This is a genomic window from Thermaurantiacus sp., assembly GCF_053487655.1.
Map to the genome: position 1 here is coordinate 1 of NZ_JBRCLD010000004.1, position 18,170 is coordinate 18,170.

Sequence of the window (18,170 nt, forward strand, 5' to 3'; positions counted from 1 at the left end):
GGGACCGGGCGCCGGCGACCGCCATGGCGGCCGCGCGCGCCAACGCCGAGGCGATCGCCCGGACGCTCCGCGACCTCGGCATCACGGTTGACTGCCTGCCGGTGCTCGACGTGCCGGTGCCCGGCGCCGACCCGGTCATCGGCGACCGGGCGCTGGGGACCGAGCCGCTCCAGGTGGCGGCGCTCGGCCGCGCGGTGCTGGACGGCCTCCAGGCCGGGGGCGTGGTGGGCGTGGTGAAGCACGTGCCGGGGCATGGCCGGGCGACGGCCGACTCGCACCTTGCGCTGCCCGTGGTGACCGCGCGCGCGGAGGAGCTGGAGGCCGACCTCGCCCCCTTCGTGCGGCTTGCCGATGCGCCGATGGCGATGACCGCGCACGTGGTCTACGCCGCCTGGGACGGGGAGCTCTGCGCCTCGCTCTCCCCGACGGTGGTGGGCGAGGTGATCCGCGGGCGGATCGGCTTCGACGGGCTTCTCATGTCAGATGATCTTGGCATGCAGGCGCTGGCGTGCCAGCCAGGCGGCGGTTCGATGGCGGGACGGGCGGCTGGCGTGCTGGCGGCGGGGTGCGATGTCGCGCTTCACTGTTCTGGGGACCTTGCCGAGATGGAGGCAGTTGCGTCTGCCGTGCCGGCGATGGGGGAGGAGGCGCAAGCGCGGCTGGCGCGGGCGATGGCGTGGGCGAGGCGGCCATGGCGCGGTGCCGAGGCGGGCGCAGCGGTTCCCGTCGAGGTGCTGCTTTCGCGACGCGATGCGCTCCTCGAGGCAGCCGGGTGAGGGACGGGCGTACGCCAGCTGAGCGCGCTGGCGACGAAGTGCTGCATGTGGCGGTCGAGGCATGGGAAGGGCCGCTTGACCTGCTGCTGGCGCTGGCGCGCACCAACCGGGTCGACTTGCGGGCGATTCCCATCCTGCCGCTCGTTGACCAGTATCTCGCCTTCATTGGCCGGGCCCGGGCACTGCGGCTTGAGCTTGCCGCCGATTATTTGGTGATGGCGGCGTGGCTTGCTTACTTGAAGTCGGCGCTTTTGCTGCCGGAGCCGGGCCCGGGCGAAGTCGATGCCGAAGCCATGGCCGAGCGGCTGCGCTGGCGCCTCGCACGGCTGGCAGCGATGCGCGATGCCGCTGCAGCCCTTGTCGCGCGCGACCTGCTCGGCCGCGACGTGTTCGCCCGCGGCGCGCCCGAGGGCCTGCGGCGGGTGACCCGGGCGAAGGTGGAGGCAAGCCTTTATGAGCTGCTTAGCGCCTATGGCGGGATTGCGGCGATGCGCGAGCGGCGCTGCTGGACACCGCCGGCGCGGCCGGTGCTGATGACACTCGAGGAGGCCATTGCCCGCGTGGAGGCGATGCTGGGCGAGCGGCTGGACTGGACACGGCTTGCCGAGTTTCTCCCCGGCGGACTCGAAGGGCAAGCGCGCAGCGGTGCCATGGCAGCAGGTTTTGCTGCGGCACTCGAGCTGGTGCGGCGGGGCCGGGTGGAGCTGGCGCAGGCTGCGCCTTTTGCGCCGCTGATGCTGCGGGCCAGGCCTGGCTAGGGCGAAACGCGGGCGAGCGCAGCTGCAAGATCGGCCCAGAGATCCTCCGGGTCTTCAAGGCCGATCGAGACCCGGAAGCGGGCGCCTTGCGGGGGCGGCGAGAGGCGGCGGGGGGCGCGGGCCGGGATGATGAGGGACTCATAGCCGCCCCAAGAGTAGCCGAGGCGGAAGTGGTGCATGGAGTCGCAGAAGCGGGCAGCGATGTCGGGGCCGTCGACGAGAAGTTCGAAGCCGAACAGGCCGGAGCTCCCCGTAAAATCGCGGGCCCAGTGCTGATGGCCGGGGCAGGAGGAGAGGGCCGGGTGGAGGACCCGGGCGACCAGGGGGTGGGCAGCAAGCCGGTGGGCGAGAGCGAGCGCGGAGGCCTCCTGGTGGCGCAGCCGGACGGCAAGCGTTCGCAATCCCCGGAGCGCAAGCGCGGCATCATCGGCGGAGACACATTGGCCGAGTGCGTGGGCAGTCTGGCGCAGCCGGGGGAAGAGGGCAGGCGTAGCCGAAACCGAGCCCATGAGGAGATCCGAATGCCCGCCCACATATTTGGTCAAGGACTGCATGACCATATCGCAGCCGCTTGCAATGCCCTTGAGGAAAATGGAGGCAGCCCAGCTGTTGTCGAGGAGGGTCGGGATGCCGGCAGCGCGGGCAGCGGCTGTGAGCGCGGGAATGTCTTGGACTTCGAAGCTGAGGGAGCCTGGGCTTTCGAGGAGGAGGAGCGCGGTCTCGGGCCGGAAGTGGCGGGCGATTGCGGCGCCGTCGGCGAGCGGGTCATAGGCCTCTGCCGTGAAGCCATGGTCACGGCCGAAGCCGAAGACAAAGCTCGCGGTCGGCTCATAGGCGCTGTCGGGGATGAGGATGTGGGCGCCTGGGCGGCAAGTGGCGAGGATGGCGGTTGCAATGGCAGCCACACCGGAGGGGAAGAGCATGGTGCCAGCGGCACCGGGCTCGAGCGCGGTCAAGGCCTCAGCAAGGGCCCAGGCGGTCTGGGTGCCGCGGCGGCCGTAGAAGAGGCGGCTGTCAGGCGCCCTGGCGGCCTGCTCCATTTCGGCGACGGAGGCGTAGATGACGGTCGAGCCGCGGGCGACTGGGGGGTTGACGAGGCCGTGAGTCCATTCCGGACGGCGGCCGGCCGAAGCAAGCAGCGTGTCGGGCCGGGCGCCGGCTTGCGCTTCGGACTCAGTCGGCACCAGTGACAACCGGCGTGTCCGGCTGGCTTCCCCATTCCGCCCAGCTGCCATCATAAAGGGCCGGTGCTGGAGCGCCGAGAAGCGTTGCTGCGAACACGAGTGTTGCCGCTGTCACGCCCGAGCCGCAGGTGGCAGTGAGCGGCTTTGAGGGGTCGATGCCAGCGGCAGCGAAGGCAGCAGCGAGGCCGGCCTTGTCCTTGTAGCGGCCGTCTTCGGTGAAGAGAGTGGCATAGGGCAAGTTGCGGGCACCCGGGATGTGGCCGGGGCGGACGCCCGGGCGGGGCTCAGGCTCGGTGCCTGCGAAGCGGCCGGGCGAGCGGGCGTCTGCCACCTGCTCGGCGCCCGACTTCAGGTTCTCGCGCATTTGGGCAAGCGTGCGGACCTGGGAGCGGTCTTCCCAGGCGGTGAAGTGGCGGTGGCGCAGCACGGGCCTGCCGCTCTCAAGCGCGCCCCCTGCTGCCTTCCAGGCAGAAAGGCCGCCATCAAGCACGGCGACCGAGTGGGCGCCGAAGACGCGGAACATCCACCAGGCGCGCGCTGCCGAGTGCAGCGGCGAATTGTCGTAGACGATGATGCGGCTGCCGTCGCCGAGGCCAAGCGCCTGGGCGCGGCTGGCGAATTTCTCCGGCGGCGGCAGCATGTGCGGAAGCGGGCTGCTGCTGTCCACGACTTCGTCCAGATCGAGAAAGACGGCGCCAGGAATGTGGGCGGCCTCATATTCGGCACGGGCGTTGCGGCCGTGATCGGGGAGGAAGAGGGTGGCATCGACGATGCGGATGTCGGACTTGCCCTGCTCGCCCTTGAGCCAGTCTGCACTGACGAGCTGATCCATGGCGCGCCTCCCCATGCCTTCTGCCGCCAGCAGCCTTAGCTGCGGCCCTGCGGGGGGACAAGCTTTCGCCGAGGCGCAAGTTCCTGGCGTTGCGGCCGTGAAGACCAGACGGGCCGGGCGCCAAATGCGGCCTGGCCGGAGGCGAGGAAGGGTGGTCCCGCAGATGGACCAGGTGGAGCAGGGCCGGCATACGCCGGGACATGTGGCGCAGGAGGTGGCAACGAACCCGCATGGCGCATCGCAGCCGCTGCGCCGCGCGCCCGGCGCAAGGGCGAAAGGACCGGCCCTGTGGCCGGTTGGCCTGCGCATGGGCCGGCATGCCGAAGGCGATGCAGGGCGGGTGGAAGGCCCAGCGGCTGCGCTGCCGCTCTTGGGGGTGGAGCGGCGGCTCGTGCGCCGTGCCGAAGCCGTGTGGGAGCAGCTGCGGCCGCCGGCCGGGCTGCCACCTGCTGGAGCCATGCATGCGTTTCAGTCGCCCATGTTTTCGGGGAATGCGATGTTGTTCGCGCTGCCGCCGCATCCGGCCGAGCCTGACTGCACCCTGCCGCGCATCTTGCGCATTGGGCCGAATCTCGCCGAGCTTGGACTGGTTGCGACGGGGCCGGTTTGTGCGAGCGACGGCACGCGGGCAACTGTGACCCAGCGCCTGGCAGCCCTGGTGGAGCGGGCGTGCGCGCAAATGGCGCCTGTTGTTGTCGAGATCGATGCCCCGGGGCAGGAGCGGCCGGGCGTGCTGTTGCGGGCGATCGCTCTGCCCTTTGCGTCGCCTGCAGGAGTGACAGCGCCTTCCGGGCCGCTGGCCGTGGTGGTCGCCTCGTGGCGGAACCTGCTCCCGGCGGCCGAGACCGCAACGCTTGAGCGCGAGCTGGCCGAGGCCCTCGCGTGGCTGCGCGGCACCCACTGAGAAAGCGCTCCCGAAGCGGTCTTTGGAGGCCTGGGCCCGCAGCTTCCGGGGCTGCTGCGTTGAACCCTGCTGGCGGCTCGCCTATGGCTGCTGGGGGCCTTCGCAAGACAAGGCCGGCGAGGAGAGCCGGGATGGCGAGCACGGTTGCCGGGGACAAGGCGGATCCGGTTTCTTCAAGCGATGTGGACGTGAAGCTGGCGTTCCTCGAGGCGCTCGGACGCGCGGGTCCGCGCTGTGAGCTTGATGCGCTTGCCCCCGGCCAGCGCGAGCGGCTGTTCGCGCTGGCCTGGGAGACGGCGCGGGTGCGCCAGCCAGGCCAGCACCGAGTGCATGTGGGGACTGCGGATGTCGAGACCGGGCAGCGGCGGATGCCCGTGGTGCTGGTGACGGACGACATGCCCTTCCTGGTTGACTCGGCAACGGCTGCTGTGACGCGCGCCGGGCTTGAGATCCACTGCCTGCTGCACCCGGTGATGCCGATCCGCCGCGATGCCAAGGGCGCGATCGTGGCGATCGGCGAGGCCGGGGATCCGCGGGAATCCCTGGTCGTCATGGAAGTGGAACGCGCGCCGGCGCGGCAGCGTGCCGAGCTCCAAGCCGAGCTTGACCTTGTCTATGGCGATGTGCGGCGGGCGGTCTCTGACTGGGGGGCGATGCTGGAGCGGCTGCGCGTCGCCGCGCGGCAGCTCAATGATCGGCCACCGCCGGTTGCGCCGCATGTGCTTGCCGAGACGATCGCCTTTCTTGAGTGGCTGGCTGCTGACAATTTCACCTTTCTTGGTTGCCTGGATGACGAGGGGGCAAAGGGCATCTTGCGGGATGGGGCGCGGTTTCCTGCACCCGACCCGGCGGCGGGCGATCCGACCGCCGCGCTCATCGTCTCCAAGAGCCGGCTGGTTTCGACCGTGCATCGCAATGTCCCGATGGACATGGTGACGGTGCGGGCGTTTCATCAGGACGGGCAGGTGGCGGGCTCGGCCCTGTTCCTCGGGCTCTTTACGTCGGCGGCGCTCAACGAGAGCCCGCGGCGGGTACCGCTGGTCAGGCGCAAGGTGGCGATGGTGACCGAGCAGCTTGGCTATGACCCGCGCGGCCATGCCGGCAAAGCGCTTGCCCATGTCATCGAGACCTTCCCGCGGGACGAGCTGTTCCAGATCGATGCCAAGCGGCTCGAGGGGATGGCAGAAGGGCTGCTTTCGCTCATCGACCGGCCGCGGCCGCGGCTGTTCCTCAACCTGGACGCGGTGGCGCGGTCGCTCTCTGCCCTCGTCTATATTCCCCGCGACACCTATTCCGCGGAACTCCGCGTGCGGATCGGCCGGCTGCTTGAACAGGCGACCGGCGGCAGCCTTGCCCGCTTTGATGTCGAGCTCAGAAGCGAAGGGCTCGCGCGCGTGCATTATGTGCTCCACGATGTCGAGAACGACGCCGACGAAGCTGCCCTCAATGCCGAGCTGGAGCGGCTGACCCGAGGCTGGGACGAGGCGGTGGAGACTGCCCTTGCCGAGCGGGCCGGGCCGATGCGGGCAGCGCGCCTTGCCCTGACCCATGGCCGGGCCTTCTCGGCTGGCTACCGCGCGGAGTTCACGCCCGCCGAGGCTGCCGAGGACATCTTGCGGCTGGCCGATCTTTCGACGCCTGCGGACCGCGATGTCCAGCTCTATTTCCGGCATGAGGACCCGCCAGAGACGATCCGGCTCAAGATCTACCGGCTTGGCGAGATCATCCCCCTTTCGGACGCTGTGCCGATGCTGGAGAATTTTGGCTTCCGGGTGATCGAGGAAGTGCCTTTTGACCTTGCTTCCGGCGCGATCGGCTGGATCCATGACTTCAAGCTGGAAGGGATCTCCCGGCCGGAGGATTTTCGCGCATTTGCCGACCGGCTGGAGCCAGCGCTTGACGCCGTATTGACCGGAGTCCAGGAAAACGACCCCTTCAATGCGCTTATTGCCGCAGCTGGTCTTTCGGCTGAAGAGACCAACTGGTTTCGGGCCTGGTTCCGCTACTTGCGGCAGACCGGGGTTGCCTATGGGATTGCAACCGTCGTGGATGTGCTCAGGCGCAATGCGGCGTTGACGCGTGCCTTGGTGGCCCGGTTTCGGGCCCGCTTCAGCGCCGAGGCCGACCCCGACGCCGAGGCAGCCGCAGATGCCGAATTCACGGAGCTTCTTGCTGGCGTCTCAGCAATCGACGACGACCGGATCCTCTCCCTCTTTCGCAATCTTGTGGCAGCGATACTGCGCACAAACGCCTTCGTGCCTGGAGGGCCGGAAGCGCTTGCCTTCAAGTTGGACAGCGAAGCCGTCCCAGGGCTGCCGAAGCCAAAGCCGTGGCGGGAGATCTGGGTCTACAGCCCGCGGGTGGAGGGCATTCACTTGCGTGGCGGCCGGATCGCCCGCGGGGGTCTGCGCTGGTCGGACCGGCGGGATGATTTCCGCACCGAAATCCTGGGGCTGGTGAAAGCGCAGGTGGTCAAGAACGCGGTCATCGTGCCGACGGGTGCCAAGGGCGGCTTCTACCCGAAGCAGCTTCCTGATCCCGCAAAGCGCGAGGCCTGGCTTGCCGAAGGCGAGGAGGCCTATCGGATCTTCATCCGGGCGCTGCTTTCGGTGACCGACAATATCGACTCCGGAGGCCGGGTGGTGCCGCCTGCGCATGTGGTGCGACGCGACGGCGACGACCCCTATCTGGTGGTTGCCGCCGACAAGGGGACGGCGAGCTTCTCGGACATCGCCAACGCGATTGCGGAAGACGCGGGCTTCTGGCTGGGGGATGCTTTCGCGAGCGGAGGCTCGGCTGGCTACGACCACAAGGCGATGGGCATTACGGCGCGCGGTGCCTGGGTTTCGGTCAGGCGCCACTTCGCTGAGATGGGCATTGACGTGCAGAAGGCCGCAGTGACGGTCGCTGGCGTTGGCGACATGTCGGGCGACGTGTTCGGCAACGGGATGCTCTTGTCGAAATCGCTGAAGCTGGTGGCAGCGTTCGACCATCGCCATATCTTCCTCGACCCGGACCCGGATCCGCCGACTTCGTGGGCCGAGCGGCGGCGGCTGTTCCGGATGCCGCGCTCCTCTTGGGCCGACTATGATCCTGCCAAGATCTCGAAGGGTGGCGGCGTGTTTCCGCGCAGCCAGAAGGCGATTCCGGTCTCGCGGGAAGCGGCGGCCGCGCTCGGCATCACCGAGGGCAGCCATTCACCTTCCGAGCTGATTGCAGCGATCCTGAAGGCGCCCGTTGACCTGCTCTGGTTTGGCGGCATCGGGACCTTTGTCAAGGCGGCCGAGGAAAGCCACGCCGATGTTGGCGACCGGGCCAATGATGCCCATCGCGTGAACGGGCATGAGCTGCGGGCGAAAGTGGTGGGCGAGGGCGCGAACCTCGGGCTGACGCAGCGCGGGCGGATTGCATTTGCAAGCGCCGGCGGGCGGATCAACACGGACTTCATCGACAATTCGGCAGGCGTTGACACCTCTGACAACGAGGTGAACATCAAGATTGCGCTAAGAGCAGCGCTTGCCGAAGGCCGGCTCGACCGCGACGCGCGCGACCGGCTGCTCGAGGCGATGACGACGGAAGTTGCAAGCCTCGTCCTTTCCCACAACGAGGCCCAGACGCTTGCACTTTCGATTGCCGAGGCAGCAGGTGCGAGCGCGCTTCCCGGCCATGTGCGCTTCATGGCGGCCCTCGAAGCGAGCGGGCGGCTCGACCGGGCTGTTGAGTTCCTGCCCGATGGGCGTGAAGTCGACGAACGCCGGCGCAGTGGCCGCGGGCTGACGCGGCCCGAGCTCGCCGTCCTTCTTGCCTATGCCAAGATGGACTTGAAGGAGGCGCTGGTCAGCTCACCGGTGGTCGATGACCCGCTGGTCGACCCAGATCTCATGGCGGCTTTCCCGGCACCGATGGTCAAGGACTTTGCCGCTGCCATCCGCTGCCATCCGCTGCGGCGCGAGATCGTGGCGACCCGGCTTGCCAACCTGCTGGTGAATCGGGCCGGGCTGACGCTCGCCCACAGCCTGGCAGCCGAGCTTGGCGTGGAACTGAAGCGGGTGGCGGCAGCCTATGTGGCAGCGCGGCACCTGTTCGGGCTCGATCTGCTGTGGGACCAGATGGAGACGGCGCGCGTGGAAGAGCCCGTGCGGCTCAAGCTTTATGGCGAGCTTTCGCTTGCGATTCGGGCGCTGGTTGCAGACCTTGCTGTCCGGACGGGTGCCGAGCGGCCGTCTGCGCTTGTCGAACGGCTGGCAGCGCCGCTCGAGCGGATCGAAGCAAAGCTTGATGCGTTGCTCCGGCCCGAGCCGCGGGCACAGGTGGAGGCAGTGAAGGCACGGCTTGCTGCCCTTGGAGCGCCGCCCAAGATCCTGGCGCGGCTTGCCATCCTGCATGCGATGACAGGAGCAGTCGGGATCGCAGCGCTTGCAACCGACCTCGGGCTCGACGAGACACGGGTGGCAACCGCCTACACAAGGCTCGGCGAAGCGCTCGGGATCGACTGGGCGCGAGGCGCATCTGCCTCGATCCGCTCCGAGGATGCCTGGGAGCGGCTCTTGCTTGCTGGCGTCATCCGCAGCTTTGAGACGATGCGTTTCGACCTCATGCGGCGCGTCATCCCGCCTGGCGGTGATCCGGAACGCCATGTTGAAGGCTGGCTTTCTGGCCACCGGGCGGCAGCCGAGGAACTGAAGCGCATGATCGCGACAGCGCGCGCAAGCCCGCCGACGCTTGCCATGGTCGCGCATCTTGCCAATGTGGCGCGGGTGGCATTGGGATCGGACTGATGCCCTTGCGCGATGACACATCGCCATCGCGCGGCCGGCCTACCGGCTGGCGCATGGGGTTGGGTGCGCCCCGGGACCGATTTCGGCTGGACGCGCGAAATCAGCTGGTGCGGAAGGCGTTGCTGATTGGGTAGCGGCGGTCGCGGCCGAAGTTTCTGGGGCCGATCTTGACACCTGGCGGGGCTTGGCGGCGCTTGTATTCAGCGGTGTAGAGCAAGCGCTCGATCCGGGCGACGGTTTCCCATTCGAAGCCGCGGGCGCTCACTTCGGCGGCGGAGAGCTCCTCCTCAACCAGGCCCTCAAGGATAGGATCGAGGATCTCATAGGGGGGAAGCGAATCCTCATCCTTCTGGTTTTCGCGCAGCTCCGCGGTCGGGGGCTTCAGGAGGACGCGCTCGGGCATGACCGGGCCTTCGGGCCCGAGGCCAAGGCGGGGGCGGTGTGCGTTGCGCCAGCGGGCAAGCTGGAAGACGGTGGTCTTGTAGGCGTCTTTGAGCACCGAATAGCCGCCGGCCATGTCGCCGTAGAGGGTGGCATAGCCGACCGAAAGCTCGGACTTGTTTCCCGTGGTGAGCAACATGTGGCCGAAGCGGTTGGAGAGCGCCATGAGCGTCACCATCCTGAGGCGGGACTGGAGATTCTCCTGTGTAAGATCGGGCGGGTGGTTGCCGAAATGGGGAGCGAGCATGGCTTCGAGGGCCGCGACGCCAGGTTCGATGCCGATGGTATCCAGAGGGACTCCGAGCAGGCGGGCGCAGGCTTCGGCATCTTCGCGGCTTTCGGCGCTGGTGAAGCGCGAAGGGAGCATGACGCACCAGACCCGGTCCGACCCAAGCGCATCGACGGCAATGGCTGCCGAAAGGGCGCTGTCGATGCCGCCGGAGAGGCCGAGGACGACACCGGGGAAATGGTTCCTCGCCACATAGTCTCTGAGGCCGACGAGCATGGCGTGGTAGATCTCTTCGGGCCCGCGATCGGGCAAGTGGATTTCCCCTGGCGCAAAGCCGGCCTCTTGCGACCATTCGAGGCGGGCGAGGCCCTCGTCCCAGTCTGCCATGCGGGCCATGACCTGGCCGTCCGCGTTGAGGGCGAAGCTGCCGCCGTCGAAGACGAGCTCATCCTGGCCGCCAGTGCGGTTGACATAGAGGAGGGCGAGGCCGGTTTCGCGGACGCGGGCACGGGCGAGTGCGAGGCGGCGCTCTTCCTTGCCGATCTCATAGGGGCTGCCATTGGGGACGAGGAGGATTTCCGCGCCCATGCGGGCGAGGTGGCGACAGACCGGCGCAGTCCACATGTCCTCGCAGATGGGAAGGCCAAGCTTGACCCCTCGGAAGTGGACGGGATCGGGCAGGCGTCCGGGCTCGAACACGCGCTTCTCATCAAAGACGCCGTAGTTTGGGAGATCATGTTTGGTGGAGACAGCGACGACGCGGCCCGAATCGAGGAGGGCGTAGCCATTGTGGAGGCCTTGCGGCGTGCGGTGGGTGGTGCCGACGAGAAGGCCGGGGCCGGGTGTGGCGGTGGCAGCAGCCAGGCGGGCGAGCTCGGCTTCGGCGGCTTCGACGAGTGCCGGCTTCAAGACCAGATCCTCCGGCGGGTAACCGATGAGCGAAAGCTCAGGCGTAACCAGGAGGTCGCAATCCCTCGCCCTTGCGCGCGCCTCGAGGATGGCGGCGGCATTGCCGGCAAGATCCCCCATGGCCGGGTTGGACTGGAAGGCAGCAATCGACAGGCGCGGCATGGCCATGTGCTAGGCGGTTGCGGGCGGCAGGAAAAGCCGCCCCTTGGCAAAAGCACGCGGTTGAGGGTGCGCTGGTGGCAGCGCATGGGCGGGAGCGACGTGGACGGAGGTGGCGATGGGCGAGGCCTATATTGTGAAAGCGCGGCGGACAGCGGGTGGGCGCAAGGGCGGGCGACTGCGCGACTGGCACCCCGCCGACCTTGCCGCGCAAGTGCTTGATGATCTCGTCGGTGCCCATGACCCGGCACTGTTCGAGGATGTGGTCATGGGGTGTGTGAGCCAGTTTGGCCAGCAATCGACCAACGTGGCGCGCAACGCCGTGCTTGCTTCCAAGCTTCCGGAAAGCGTGCCCGGGACCACGGTCGACCGGCAGTGCGGCAGTTCGCAGCAGGCGCTGCATTTTGCAGCCGCAACCGTGATGGCAGGTGTGATGGATGTGGTGATTGCCGCCGGTGTCGAGAGCATGACCCGCGTGCCCATGGGGTTGCCGTTCAAGCTGGCGCGCGATGCCGGCGCCGGGAGCTATATGAGCCCGGCGATGGCAAGGCGCTATCCGGGCATCCAGTTCAGCCAGTTCACGGGCGCGGAGATGATGGCGCGGAAATATGATCTCTCAAAAGACGCGCTCGATGAATATGGCTTTGGAAGCCAAGTGAAGGCCGCAGCGGCAGCGCGAGGGGGTGCGTTTGACGCCGAGATCGTGCCGGTGGTGGGCCTTGATTCGGAAGGGGCGGAAGTGGAGCACCGCGTGGACGAGGGGATCCGCTTCGATGCGACGCTGGAGGCGACCAGGGCTGTGAAGCTGCTCGCCGAGGATGGGCGGCTGACGGCAGCGACCTCTTCCCAGATCTGCGACGGCGCAAGCGGGGTGATCCTTGCCAATGCGGCAGGCCTCAAGAAGCTCGGGATGGAGCCGATGGCGCGTGTGCACCAGATGACAGTCATCGGCGAGGACCCGGTCATCATGCTGGAAGCGCCCATCAATGCGACGAAGCGGGCGCTCGCAAAGACGGGCATGACCATCGACGACATCGATCTCTTTGAAGTGAACGAGGCGTTTGCAAGTGTGCCCTTGGCCTGGCTCAAGGAAACGGGCGCGGACCCCGCCAAGCTCAATGTGCATGGCGGGGCGATTGCGCTCGGGCATCCCTTGGGGGCTTCGGGGACCAAGCTTATGGCAACGCTTGTCCATGCGCTCAGGGCGCGGCGCAAGCGCTGGGGCTTGCAGACCATGTGTGAAGGCGGCGGCCTTGCCAATGTGACCATTGTGGAGGCGCTTTGATGGCGGACTTCCAGGAGATCAGGCTCGAGGTCGAGGATGGCGTTGCAACCCTGACCTTGCACCGGCCCGAGAAGCTCAACGCCTTCACCGGCCGGATGATGCATGAGTTGATTGCCGCCTTCGATGAGACCGATGCGCGTGACGATGTGCGTGCTGTCATCGTGACCGGGGCGGGGCGGGCCTTCTGTGCCGGGGCGGACCTGTCGGCGGGGGCGAAGACCTTCGACTATGCCGCGCGCGACGACGGGCTTTCAACGCGCGAGGGGGCGGCGAACCCGGTCAGGGCCGATGGCACGACCGACTATGGCCAGGAAGCCGTGCGCGACGGCGGTGGGCGCGTGACCTTGCGGATCTTCGAGAGCCTCAAACCCGTGATCGCGGCGGTCAATGGGGCGGCAGTGGGGGTGGGGGTGACGATGCAGCTGCCGATGGACATGCGGCTTGCTTCGACCGAGGCGCGGTTCGGCTTTGTCTTCGCGCGGCGCGGCATTGTGCCCGAGGCCTGCTCCTCCTGGTTCCTGCCGCGGATTGTGGGCATCTCGCGAGCGATGGAGTGGTGCACGACAGGGCGAATCTTCGGTGCCGAGGAAGCGCTCGCCGGCGGGCTCGTGCGCTCGGTGCATGCGCCCGACGCGCTCCTGCCAGCAGCGCGGGCGCTGGCGCGGGAGATCGCCGAGAATGCCGCTCCAGTTTCGGTTGCACTTACGCGGGCAATGCTGTGGCGGATGCTGGGTGCCGATCACCCGATGGAAGCGCACAAGGTGGACAGCCGGGCGATCTGGGCGCGCGGGCGGCAGGCCGATGCCAGGGAAGGCGTGACAAGCTTTCTTGAGAAGCGGGCCCCCGTCTTCCCCGACCGGGTTTCGGCCGACATGCCCGACTTCTGGCCCTGGTGGCAGCCGCGGCCCTATGCATGAGCAAGGCGCGCTGGCCGGGCTGAGCCCGACCGACGAGCCGTTCGCGGCTGGCAGCAACGATCCGGCGCTCCTGGCGCCGCTGGCGGCGCTAGGCGGGGCAAGGCCAGAAGCGCCGGAGTGGTTCGTGGACGCGATCGCAAAGCCGCATGACCGCGCGCATGTTGATGTGGATGGTGTGGCGGTGGAGTGGCTGGGCTGGGGCAAAACCGGGCAACCGGGGGTGCTGCTGCTGCACGGCAATGGCGCGAATGCGGACTGGTGGCGGTTTATCGCGCCGCTCTTGGCCGAAGCGGGGTTCCGGGTGGCAGCGCTCAGCTGGTCGGGGATGGGAAATTCCGGGCATCGCCCACGCTATGCGACCGAGACCTTCCTGGCCGAGGCGCTGGCAGCAGCGGAGGCGGCCGGGCTTGGCGCAAGGTTCGCAGTGGCCGGCCACAGCTTCGGCGGCGTGCCGGCAGCAGCGCTGGCAGCGCTTCATGCTGACCGGCTTGTGCGCGCCATCATTATTGACACGCCGTTCGCCCTCATCGGTGCGCGGAAGCCGCCGCGCGGGCCAGCGCGGCCGCACAGGGTCTATCCTGATCTCGAGAGTGCCTTGGCGCGGTTTCGCTGGGCGCCAGTGCAGCCTTCGCCCAACCTCTATATCACCGACTTCATCGCCCGAAGTTCGCTCAAGGCCGTGGCGGGCGGGTGGACCTGGAAGTTCGACCCCTATCTTTGGGAGCATTTCCGCATTCGCGATGCCAATGTCTGGCTTGCAGATGCCAGGGCACCGCTCGACTATGTGTGGGGCGAGCAGTCGGTGCTGGTGCAGGCCGGCATTGTCGCGCGGATCCGCGAGCTGGCGCCGCCGGGGACCCGCCTCGTGGGCATTCCCGAGGCGCACCATCATGTAATGGCGGACCAGCCGCTGGCGCTGGTTTCAGTGCTGAGGGCGCTTTTGCAATGAGCTTGCGCGACCTTGCGTTCGTGCCGATGGGGGCGATGGTGGCCGCGCACGGGCACACGCGCGCACAAGCGCCGGCGCTGACGCTGGGCGGGGTGACCTGGAGCTGGGCGGAGCTTGGCAGGCGCGCCGCGCGGGTGGGCCACGCCTTGCAGCGCAAGGGGCTGGAGCCGGGCGAGGTGGTGGCGGTGCTGGCGGCGGCACATCCCGATTATGTCGCGGTTTTCCTGGGAGCGCTGATGGCCGGCGTGGCGGTGGCGCCGCTGCCGCCCTCCGCGACGCCTGCGCAGCTTGCCGGGATGCTGGCCGATTCGGGGGCGCGGCTGCTGTTTGCGGATGCGGCCAACCGGGAGGCGCTTGGCCTGCAGGCGCTGGCGGTCCGGGTGGTGGCGCTCGAGCAGTTGGAGACGTTTCTGGGCGATGTGCCGGCCGAAGTGCCCGAGCTTGGGCTCGGTGAAGCGGCGTGGCGCGCGCTGCCGTTCAACATCATCTATTCCTCCGGGACGACCGGAGTGCCGAAGGGGATTGTCCACAGCCATGCGATGCGCTGGGCGCACCTCCTCGGCGGGCGGGCGGCAGGCTATGACGAACGGGCCGTCACGCTCCTTTCGACGCCGCTTTACTCGAACACGACGCTGGTTTCGGCGCTGCCGACACTTGCCTGGGGTGGGCATCTGGTGCTGATGCCGAAGTTCGATGCTGGCGAATGGCTGGCACTTGCCGAGCGGACCCGGGCGACCCACACGATGCTGGTGCCCGTGCAGTATCGGCGGCTGCTGACGCACCCCGAGTTCGACCGGTTCGACTTGTCAGCGATGGTCCTGAAGTTCGCGACTTCGGCGCCGTTCGAGGCGGAGCTCAAGCGCGAAGTGCTCGACCGGTTTCCAGGCGGGCTCATCGAATATTATGGCATGACCGAGGGTGGCGGCGGGACGGTGCTTGTCGCCCATGCGCATCGCGACAAGCTCCACACTGTGGGCCGCCCGATACCGGGGCATGAGATCCTGCTTTTGGGTGAGGATGACTTGCCCGTTCCCGTGGGCGAAGTGGGGGAGATCGTCGGCCACTCGGGGGCGACGATGCTGGGCTATGCCAACCGTCCCGATGCGACGGCGGCGACGCAGTGGCGCCACCCCGACGGGCGAGTCTTCATTCGGACTGGCGACCTTGGGCGGTTCGATTCGGACGGCTTTCTCGAGCTGGTGGGGCGGAAGAAGGACATGATCATTTCGGGCGGGTTCAACATCTACCCGGTCGATCTTGAGGCCGTGCTCCTCGCCCACCCCGATGTGGCTGAGGCTGCAGTTGTTGCAAAGCCGTCGGCAGCATGGGGCGAGACTCCGGCCGCCTTCGTGGTGCTGAAGCCGGGGGCGGTGGCGGACCCGGAGGCGATGCGGGAGTTTGCCAATGCAAGGCTTGGCAAGACCCAGCGGATTTCTGAGGTGCGACTGCTCCCTGAGCTGCCGCGAAGCGCAATCGGGAAAGTGCTGAAGCGGGAGCTGCGCCAGTTGCTCAAGGCCGAATGACGCGCCTCAGCGGCAGGCCCGGAGGCCGCCGACCGCGATCGCGAGTTCGTCGCCTCCGGCCCGCTCAAGGCGAAGGACACCGGTGACCATGGTGGCGGCGGGCAGGCTCGGCTCGGCCGCAAGGCGGAGATCAAGCAGGGCCTGGACGGACGCATTGCCATAGGCACCGGGCTCGGGGAGGCGCGGGAGCTCGGTCTCGCGGCCATCGAGCATGAGGCGGAGCGTCTGCCGGCTTTCGGCGAGCATGGCGATCCGCCTGGGTGGCTCGCCCCGGGTCCAAAGAAAGATGGCGCAGCCGGAGCCGGGGGGAAGTGCCTGCGGGGGGAGCTCGGCAAGGCCGAGGGTGGCAGCGGCGAGGAGTGCGAGCATCAGCGAACCTCCAGTTCGACCCGCAGTGAGGGATCCGCGTTGCGGCGGATGTCGAGGCGCACGAGGGCGAGGCCTGCTGCCTCGATTCGGGCAAGGAGCGGAAGCAGGACTGCCGCGCGCATGGCGGGAAGTGCAGCGCGGGCGGTGCCGGCGGGTGTCTTCTCGACAGTCGGGTCGGGAAGGCCAGTGTCGGCAAGGAGGCCGGCGAGACGGTCCTGGGCCGAGCCGGGCGCGGGAGGGGTGCGGCTGGCAAGGGCTTCCGCAAGGCGACGGGCCTCGGCCAAGCGGGCCTCTGCAGGCGAGGCGCTGGCGGGTGCGGCAGGGCGAGGCGCTGCGAGGCGGAGCGCGTCCCCCTGCTGGGTGGCGGCATAGGGCGCAGCGTCGAGGGCGGCAGCGACACGGTTGATGGCCGCGGCCTCGCCGGCGAGTGTTGCGACCAGGACCTTGTCTGGCGCGAAGGTGAGCCGGGCAAGGCGGACCGATGGCTCGGGCTCGAGTGCGGCCATGAGAGCAGCAAGGCGCGGGGTGACTTCGGCAAGGCCGCGGCTTTCGGCAAGGCGGGCGATGGCGGCAGCTGCGGCCTCGGCGTCGGCAAGTGGCTGGCCCGTCAATCGCGCGGCAATCGCGATCGTCGCTTCATTGGCAAGACGCGCTGCTGCCGTGCTGCGGACCCGCTCGGAAATCGGGGGCACGAGGGCCAAGAGAAGGGCGAGCGCTGCCAGGATGGCGGCCGTGGGGCGGAAGCCGGGCGCCTTCCAGAAGGGGCGTTTTGGCGCAAAGCGGCCCTGGCACAGGTCAAGGCCGGGATCATCGAGCGGGAGGCTTGCAAGCGCAGGTGCAGTCGCAGCATAGGCAGCGAACTCCTGGGCAAGCTCGGGCTCGAGGGTTGCAGCGCAGTCTTCGGTGCGGACGAGGAGGAGGCTGCCGAAGCGGGCCGCGGCAGTGGCGCCAGGCGCTGGCACGGGGAGGGCAAGGGCAGCCGGGACGAGCCGGTCCGGCGGCGGCGTGGTGGCATCGAGTGCGGCCTCGACGATGGCCGGGTCGGCGATGGCAAGCCAGGCCTCGCCATCGGGAGCAACCGGACCAAGCACGATGTGGGTGTCATCGACGGGAGTGGCCGCAAGCTCGGCGGCGAGCGCGCGCGCCTCGGCTTCCTGGGCGCGGCGGCGGGTGGCGGCGAGGCGGATGCGGTGGACGACGACTCCGTCGGCGAGGAAGCCGGTGACCGGGCCGCCCTCGGGCCCCTGGGTGAGGAGGGGGGCGTTCATGCAGCCTCCACGCGGCGCTTGGGCGGTACCCACTCGGCCCGGGCAACGCGGGCGGGGCTTACAGCCGAGTCGAGGAGGAGGCGGCGTTCGATCCGGAACGTCGGCGTTTCGACCGTCACGCTGGCGGTGTACCAGCGGCTGGCGGTGCCAGCCAGCCTGGCCGTACGGTCGCCAGGATCATTGGTTTCGCCCTCCTGGCCCCAGAAATCGGACATGGAGCGCCAGCCGCCTTCCGGGCGGTTGCCAAGGGCCTGGACGGCGCGCTCGCGCGGGAGGCCGAGGGCAAGCAGGAGGGGGAGATCCGCATCGGTGAGGGCATTCACGTTGAAGGGGGCAGCTTCCATGGTGGGAAGGGTGCACAGCAGGCGCCGCAGACGCGCAAAGGCCTCTGGTGGCACAGCAGTGAGGGCCTGCCATTCGCTAACGTCGGCAAGGAGGATGCCGCGGGCGCCGAGTGCTGCGCGGCTGGCCTCGGCAATGCGAGCAGCTTCGGTTGCGGGAATGCCTGCAGCCGCCATGAGGGTGGCAAGCGACTTTGCCGCACCATCGGCAACCGAGCTTGCAGCAAGCGTGTTGAGATTGAAGCAGGCCCCAGCATCCGCGAAGCGGAGGGTGACCTGGCGACCGCCAAGCGTGAAGGCGAGCGGGCGGCGGATGGCAGCGGTATCTCGCCCGGCTGCGGTCTTGACGCGGGGGAGAAGGCGCTGGGCAAGCGCCGTTGCAGATGCTGCGGCGAACTGGGCGTCAGCAAGTTCGGCGGCTTCCTGTGCGGATGCCGAGGCGGCGCGAAGGCGGTCAAGGCCGATGGTGGCAAGGCCCGAAAGAAGGGCGAGCATGACGAGGACAGCCATGAGGGCAGCACCGCGCTGGCCGGGGGGCGCGTTGTGCT

Annotated in this window: 14 protein-coding genes; 8 read left to right on the forward strand and 6 right to left on the reverse strand. The window is 68.5% G+C overall.

The window, feature by feature from the left end; genetic code table 11:
• On the forward strand, nt 1–776 hold a 776-nt coding region (locus tag ACWIQA_RS00290; RefSeq protein ID WP_448581065.1), incomplete at its 5' end, for a glycoside hydrolase family 3 N-terminal domain-containing protein.
• Nucleotides 773–1,534 (forward strand): segregation and condensation protein A, encoded by a 762-nt coding sequence (locus tag ACWIQA_RS00295; protein WP_448581066.1) that lies wholly within the window; start codon nt 773–775, stop codon nt 1,532–1,534. The genes ACWIQA_RS00290 and ACWIQA_RS00295, both read left to right, overlap by 4 nt.
• Here the strand turns inward: ACWIQA_RS00295 and metC are convergent.
• Nucleotides 1,531–2,718, reverse strand: coding sequence for a cystathionine beta-lyase (gene metC, locus ACWIQA_RS00300; RefSeq protein WP_448581067.1), 1,188 nt, complete (start codon nt 2,716–2,718; stop codon nt 1,531–1,533). The two genes, ACWIQA_RS00295 and metC, sit on opposite strands and share 4 nt — an antisense overlap.
• Nucleotides 2,708–3,550, reverse strand: a complete 843-nt coding sequence (gene sseA, locus ACWIQA_RS00305) for a 3-mercaptopyruvate sulfurtransferase (protein WP_448581068.1) — start codon at nt 3,548–3,550, stop codon at nt 2,708–2,710. The genes metC and sseA overlap by 11 nt, the downstream gene beginning before the upstream one ends.
• Before the next feature lie 307 nt (nt 3,551–3,857).
• Here sseA and ACWIQA_RS00310 point away from each other — a divergent pair, with 307 nt between their 5' ends.
• Both ACWIQA_RS00310 and ACWIQA_RS00315 read left to right on the forward strand, forming a co-directional pair.
• Entirely contained in the window at nt 3,858–4,454 is a 597-nt protein-coding gene (locus ACWIQA_RS00310; RefSeq protein WP_448581069.1) for a hypothetical protein, read from the forward strand.
• 131 nt (nt 4,455–4,585) lie between these two features.
• Entirely contained in the window at nt 4,586–9,232 is a 4,647-nt protein-coding gene (locus ACWIQA_RS00315) for an NAD-glutamate dehydrogenase (protein ID WP_448581070.1), read from the forward strand.
• Between the two features lie 100 nt (nt 9,233–9,332).
• Here the strand turns inward: ACWIQA_RS00315 and ACWIQA_RS00320 are convergent, their stop codons facing one another.
• The gene (locus ACWIQA_RS00320; RefSeq protein ID WP_448581071.1) at nt 9,333–10,973 is read right to left on the reverse strand and encodes an NAD+ synthase; all 1,641 of its coding nucleotides are present in this window, start codon (nt 10,971–10,973) and stop codon (nt 9,333–9,335) included.
• Nucleotides 10,974–11,088: 115 nt separating this feature from the next.
• Between ACWIQA_RS00320 and ACWIQA_RS00325 the strand changes: the two genes are divergently transcribed.
• From ACWIQA_RS00325 to ACWIQA_RS00340, 4 genes are read left to right on the forward strand one after another with little or no spacing between them, the layout of a single operon-like run.
• Complete coding sequence (locus tag ACWIQA_RS00325) at nt 11,089–12,255, forward strand: acetyl-CoA C-acetyltransferase (RefSeq protein ID WP_448581072.1); 1,167 nt, start codon at nt 11,089–11,091, stop codon at nt 12,253–12,255.
• On the forward strand, nt 12,255–13,172 hold the full coding sequence (locus ACWIQA_RS00330) for a crotonase/enoyl-CoA hydratase family protein (protein WP_448581073.1): 918 nt from the start codon (nt 12,255–12,257) through the stop codon (nt 13,170–13,172). Before ACWIQA_RS00325 ends, ACWIQA_RS00330 begins: the two co-directional genes overlap by 1 nt.
• Nucleotides 13,165–14,121, forward strand: coding sequence for an alpha/beta fold hydrolase (locus ACWIQA_RS00335; protein ID WP_448581074.1), 957 nt, complete (start codon nt 13,165–13,167; stop codon nt 14,119–14,121). The genes ACWIQA_RS00330 and ACWIQA_RS00335 overlap by 8 nt, the downstream gene beginning before the upstream one ends.
• A complete protein-coding gene (locus ACWIQA_RS00340) occupies nt 14,118–15,644 on the forward strand; it encodes a class I adenylate-forming enzyme family protein (protein ID WP_448581075.1) in 1,527 nt (508 codons plus the stop codon). Before ACWIQA_RS00335 ends, ACWIQA_RS00340 begins: the two co-directional genes overlap by 4 nt.
• Before the next feature lie 6 nt (nt 15,645–15,650).
• Here ACWIQA_RS00340 and ACWIQA_RS00345 read toward each other — a convergent pair whose 3' ends face one another.
• From ACWIQA_RS00345 to ACWIQA_RS00355, 3 genes are all read right to left on the reverse strand, one after another.
• Entirely contained in the window at nt 15,651–16,013 is a 363-nt protein-coding gene (locus ACWIQA_RS00345) for a hypothetical protein (protein ID WP_448581076.1), read from the reverse strand.
• Complete coding sequence (locus tag ACWIQA_RS00350; protein WP_448581077.1) at nt 16,013–17,281, reverse strand: hypothetical protein; 1,269 nt, start codon at nt 17,279–17,281, stop codon at nt 16,013–16,015. Before ACWIQA_RS00350 ends, ACWIQA_RS00345 begins: the two co-directional genes overlap by 1 nt.
• Nucleotides 17,278–18,170, reverse strand: an 893-nt coding sequence (locus ACWIQA_RS00355; protein WP_448581078.1) for a general secretion pathway protein GspK, incomplete at its 5' end; no start/stop codon positions are given. The genes ACWIQA_RS00355 and ACWIQA_RS00350, both read right to left, overlap by 4 nt.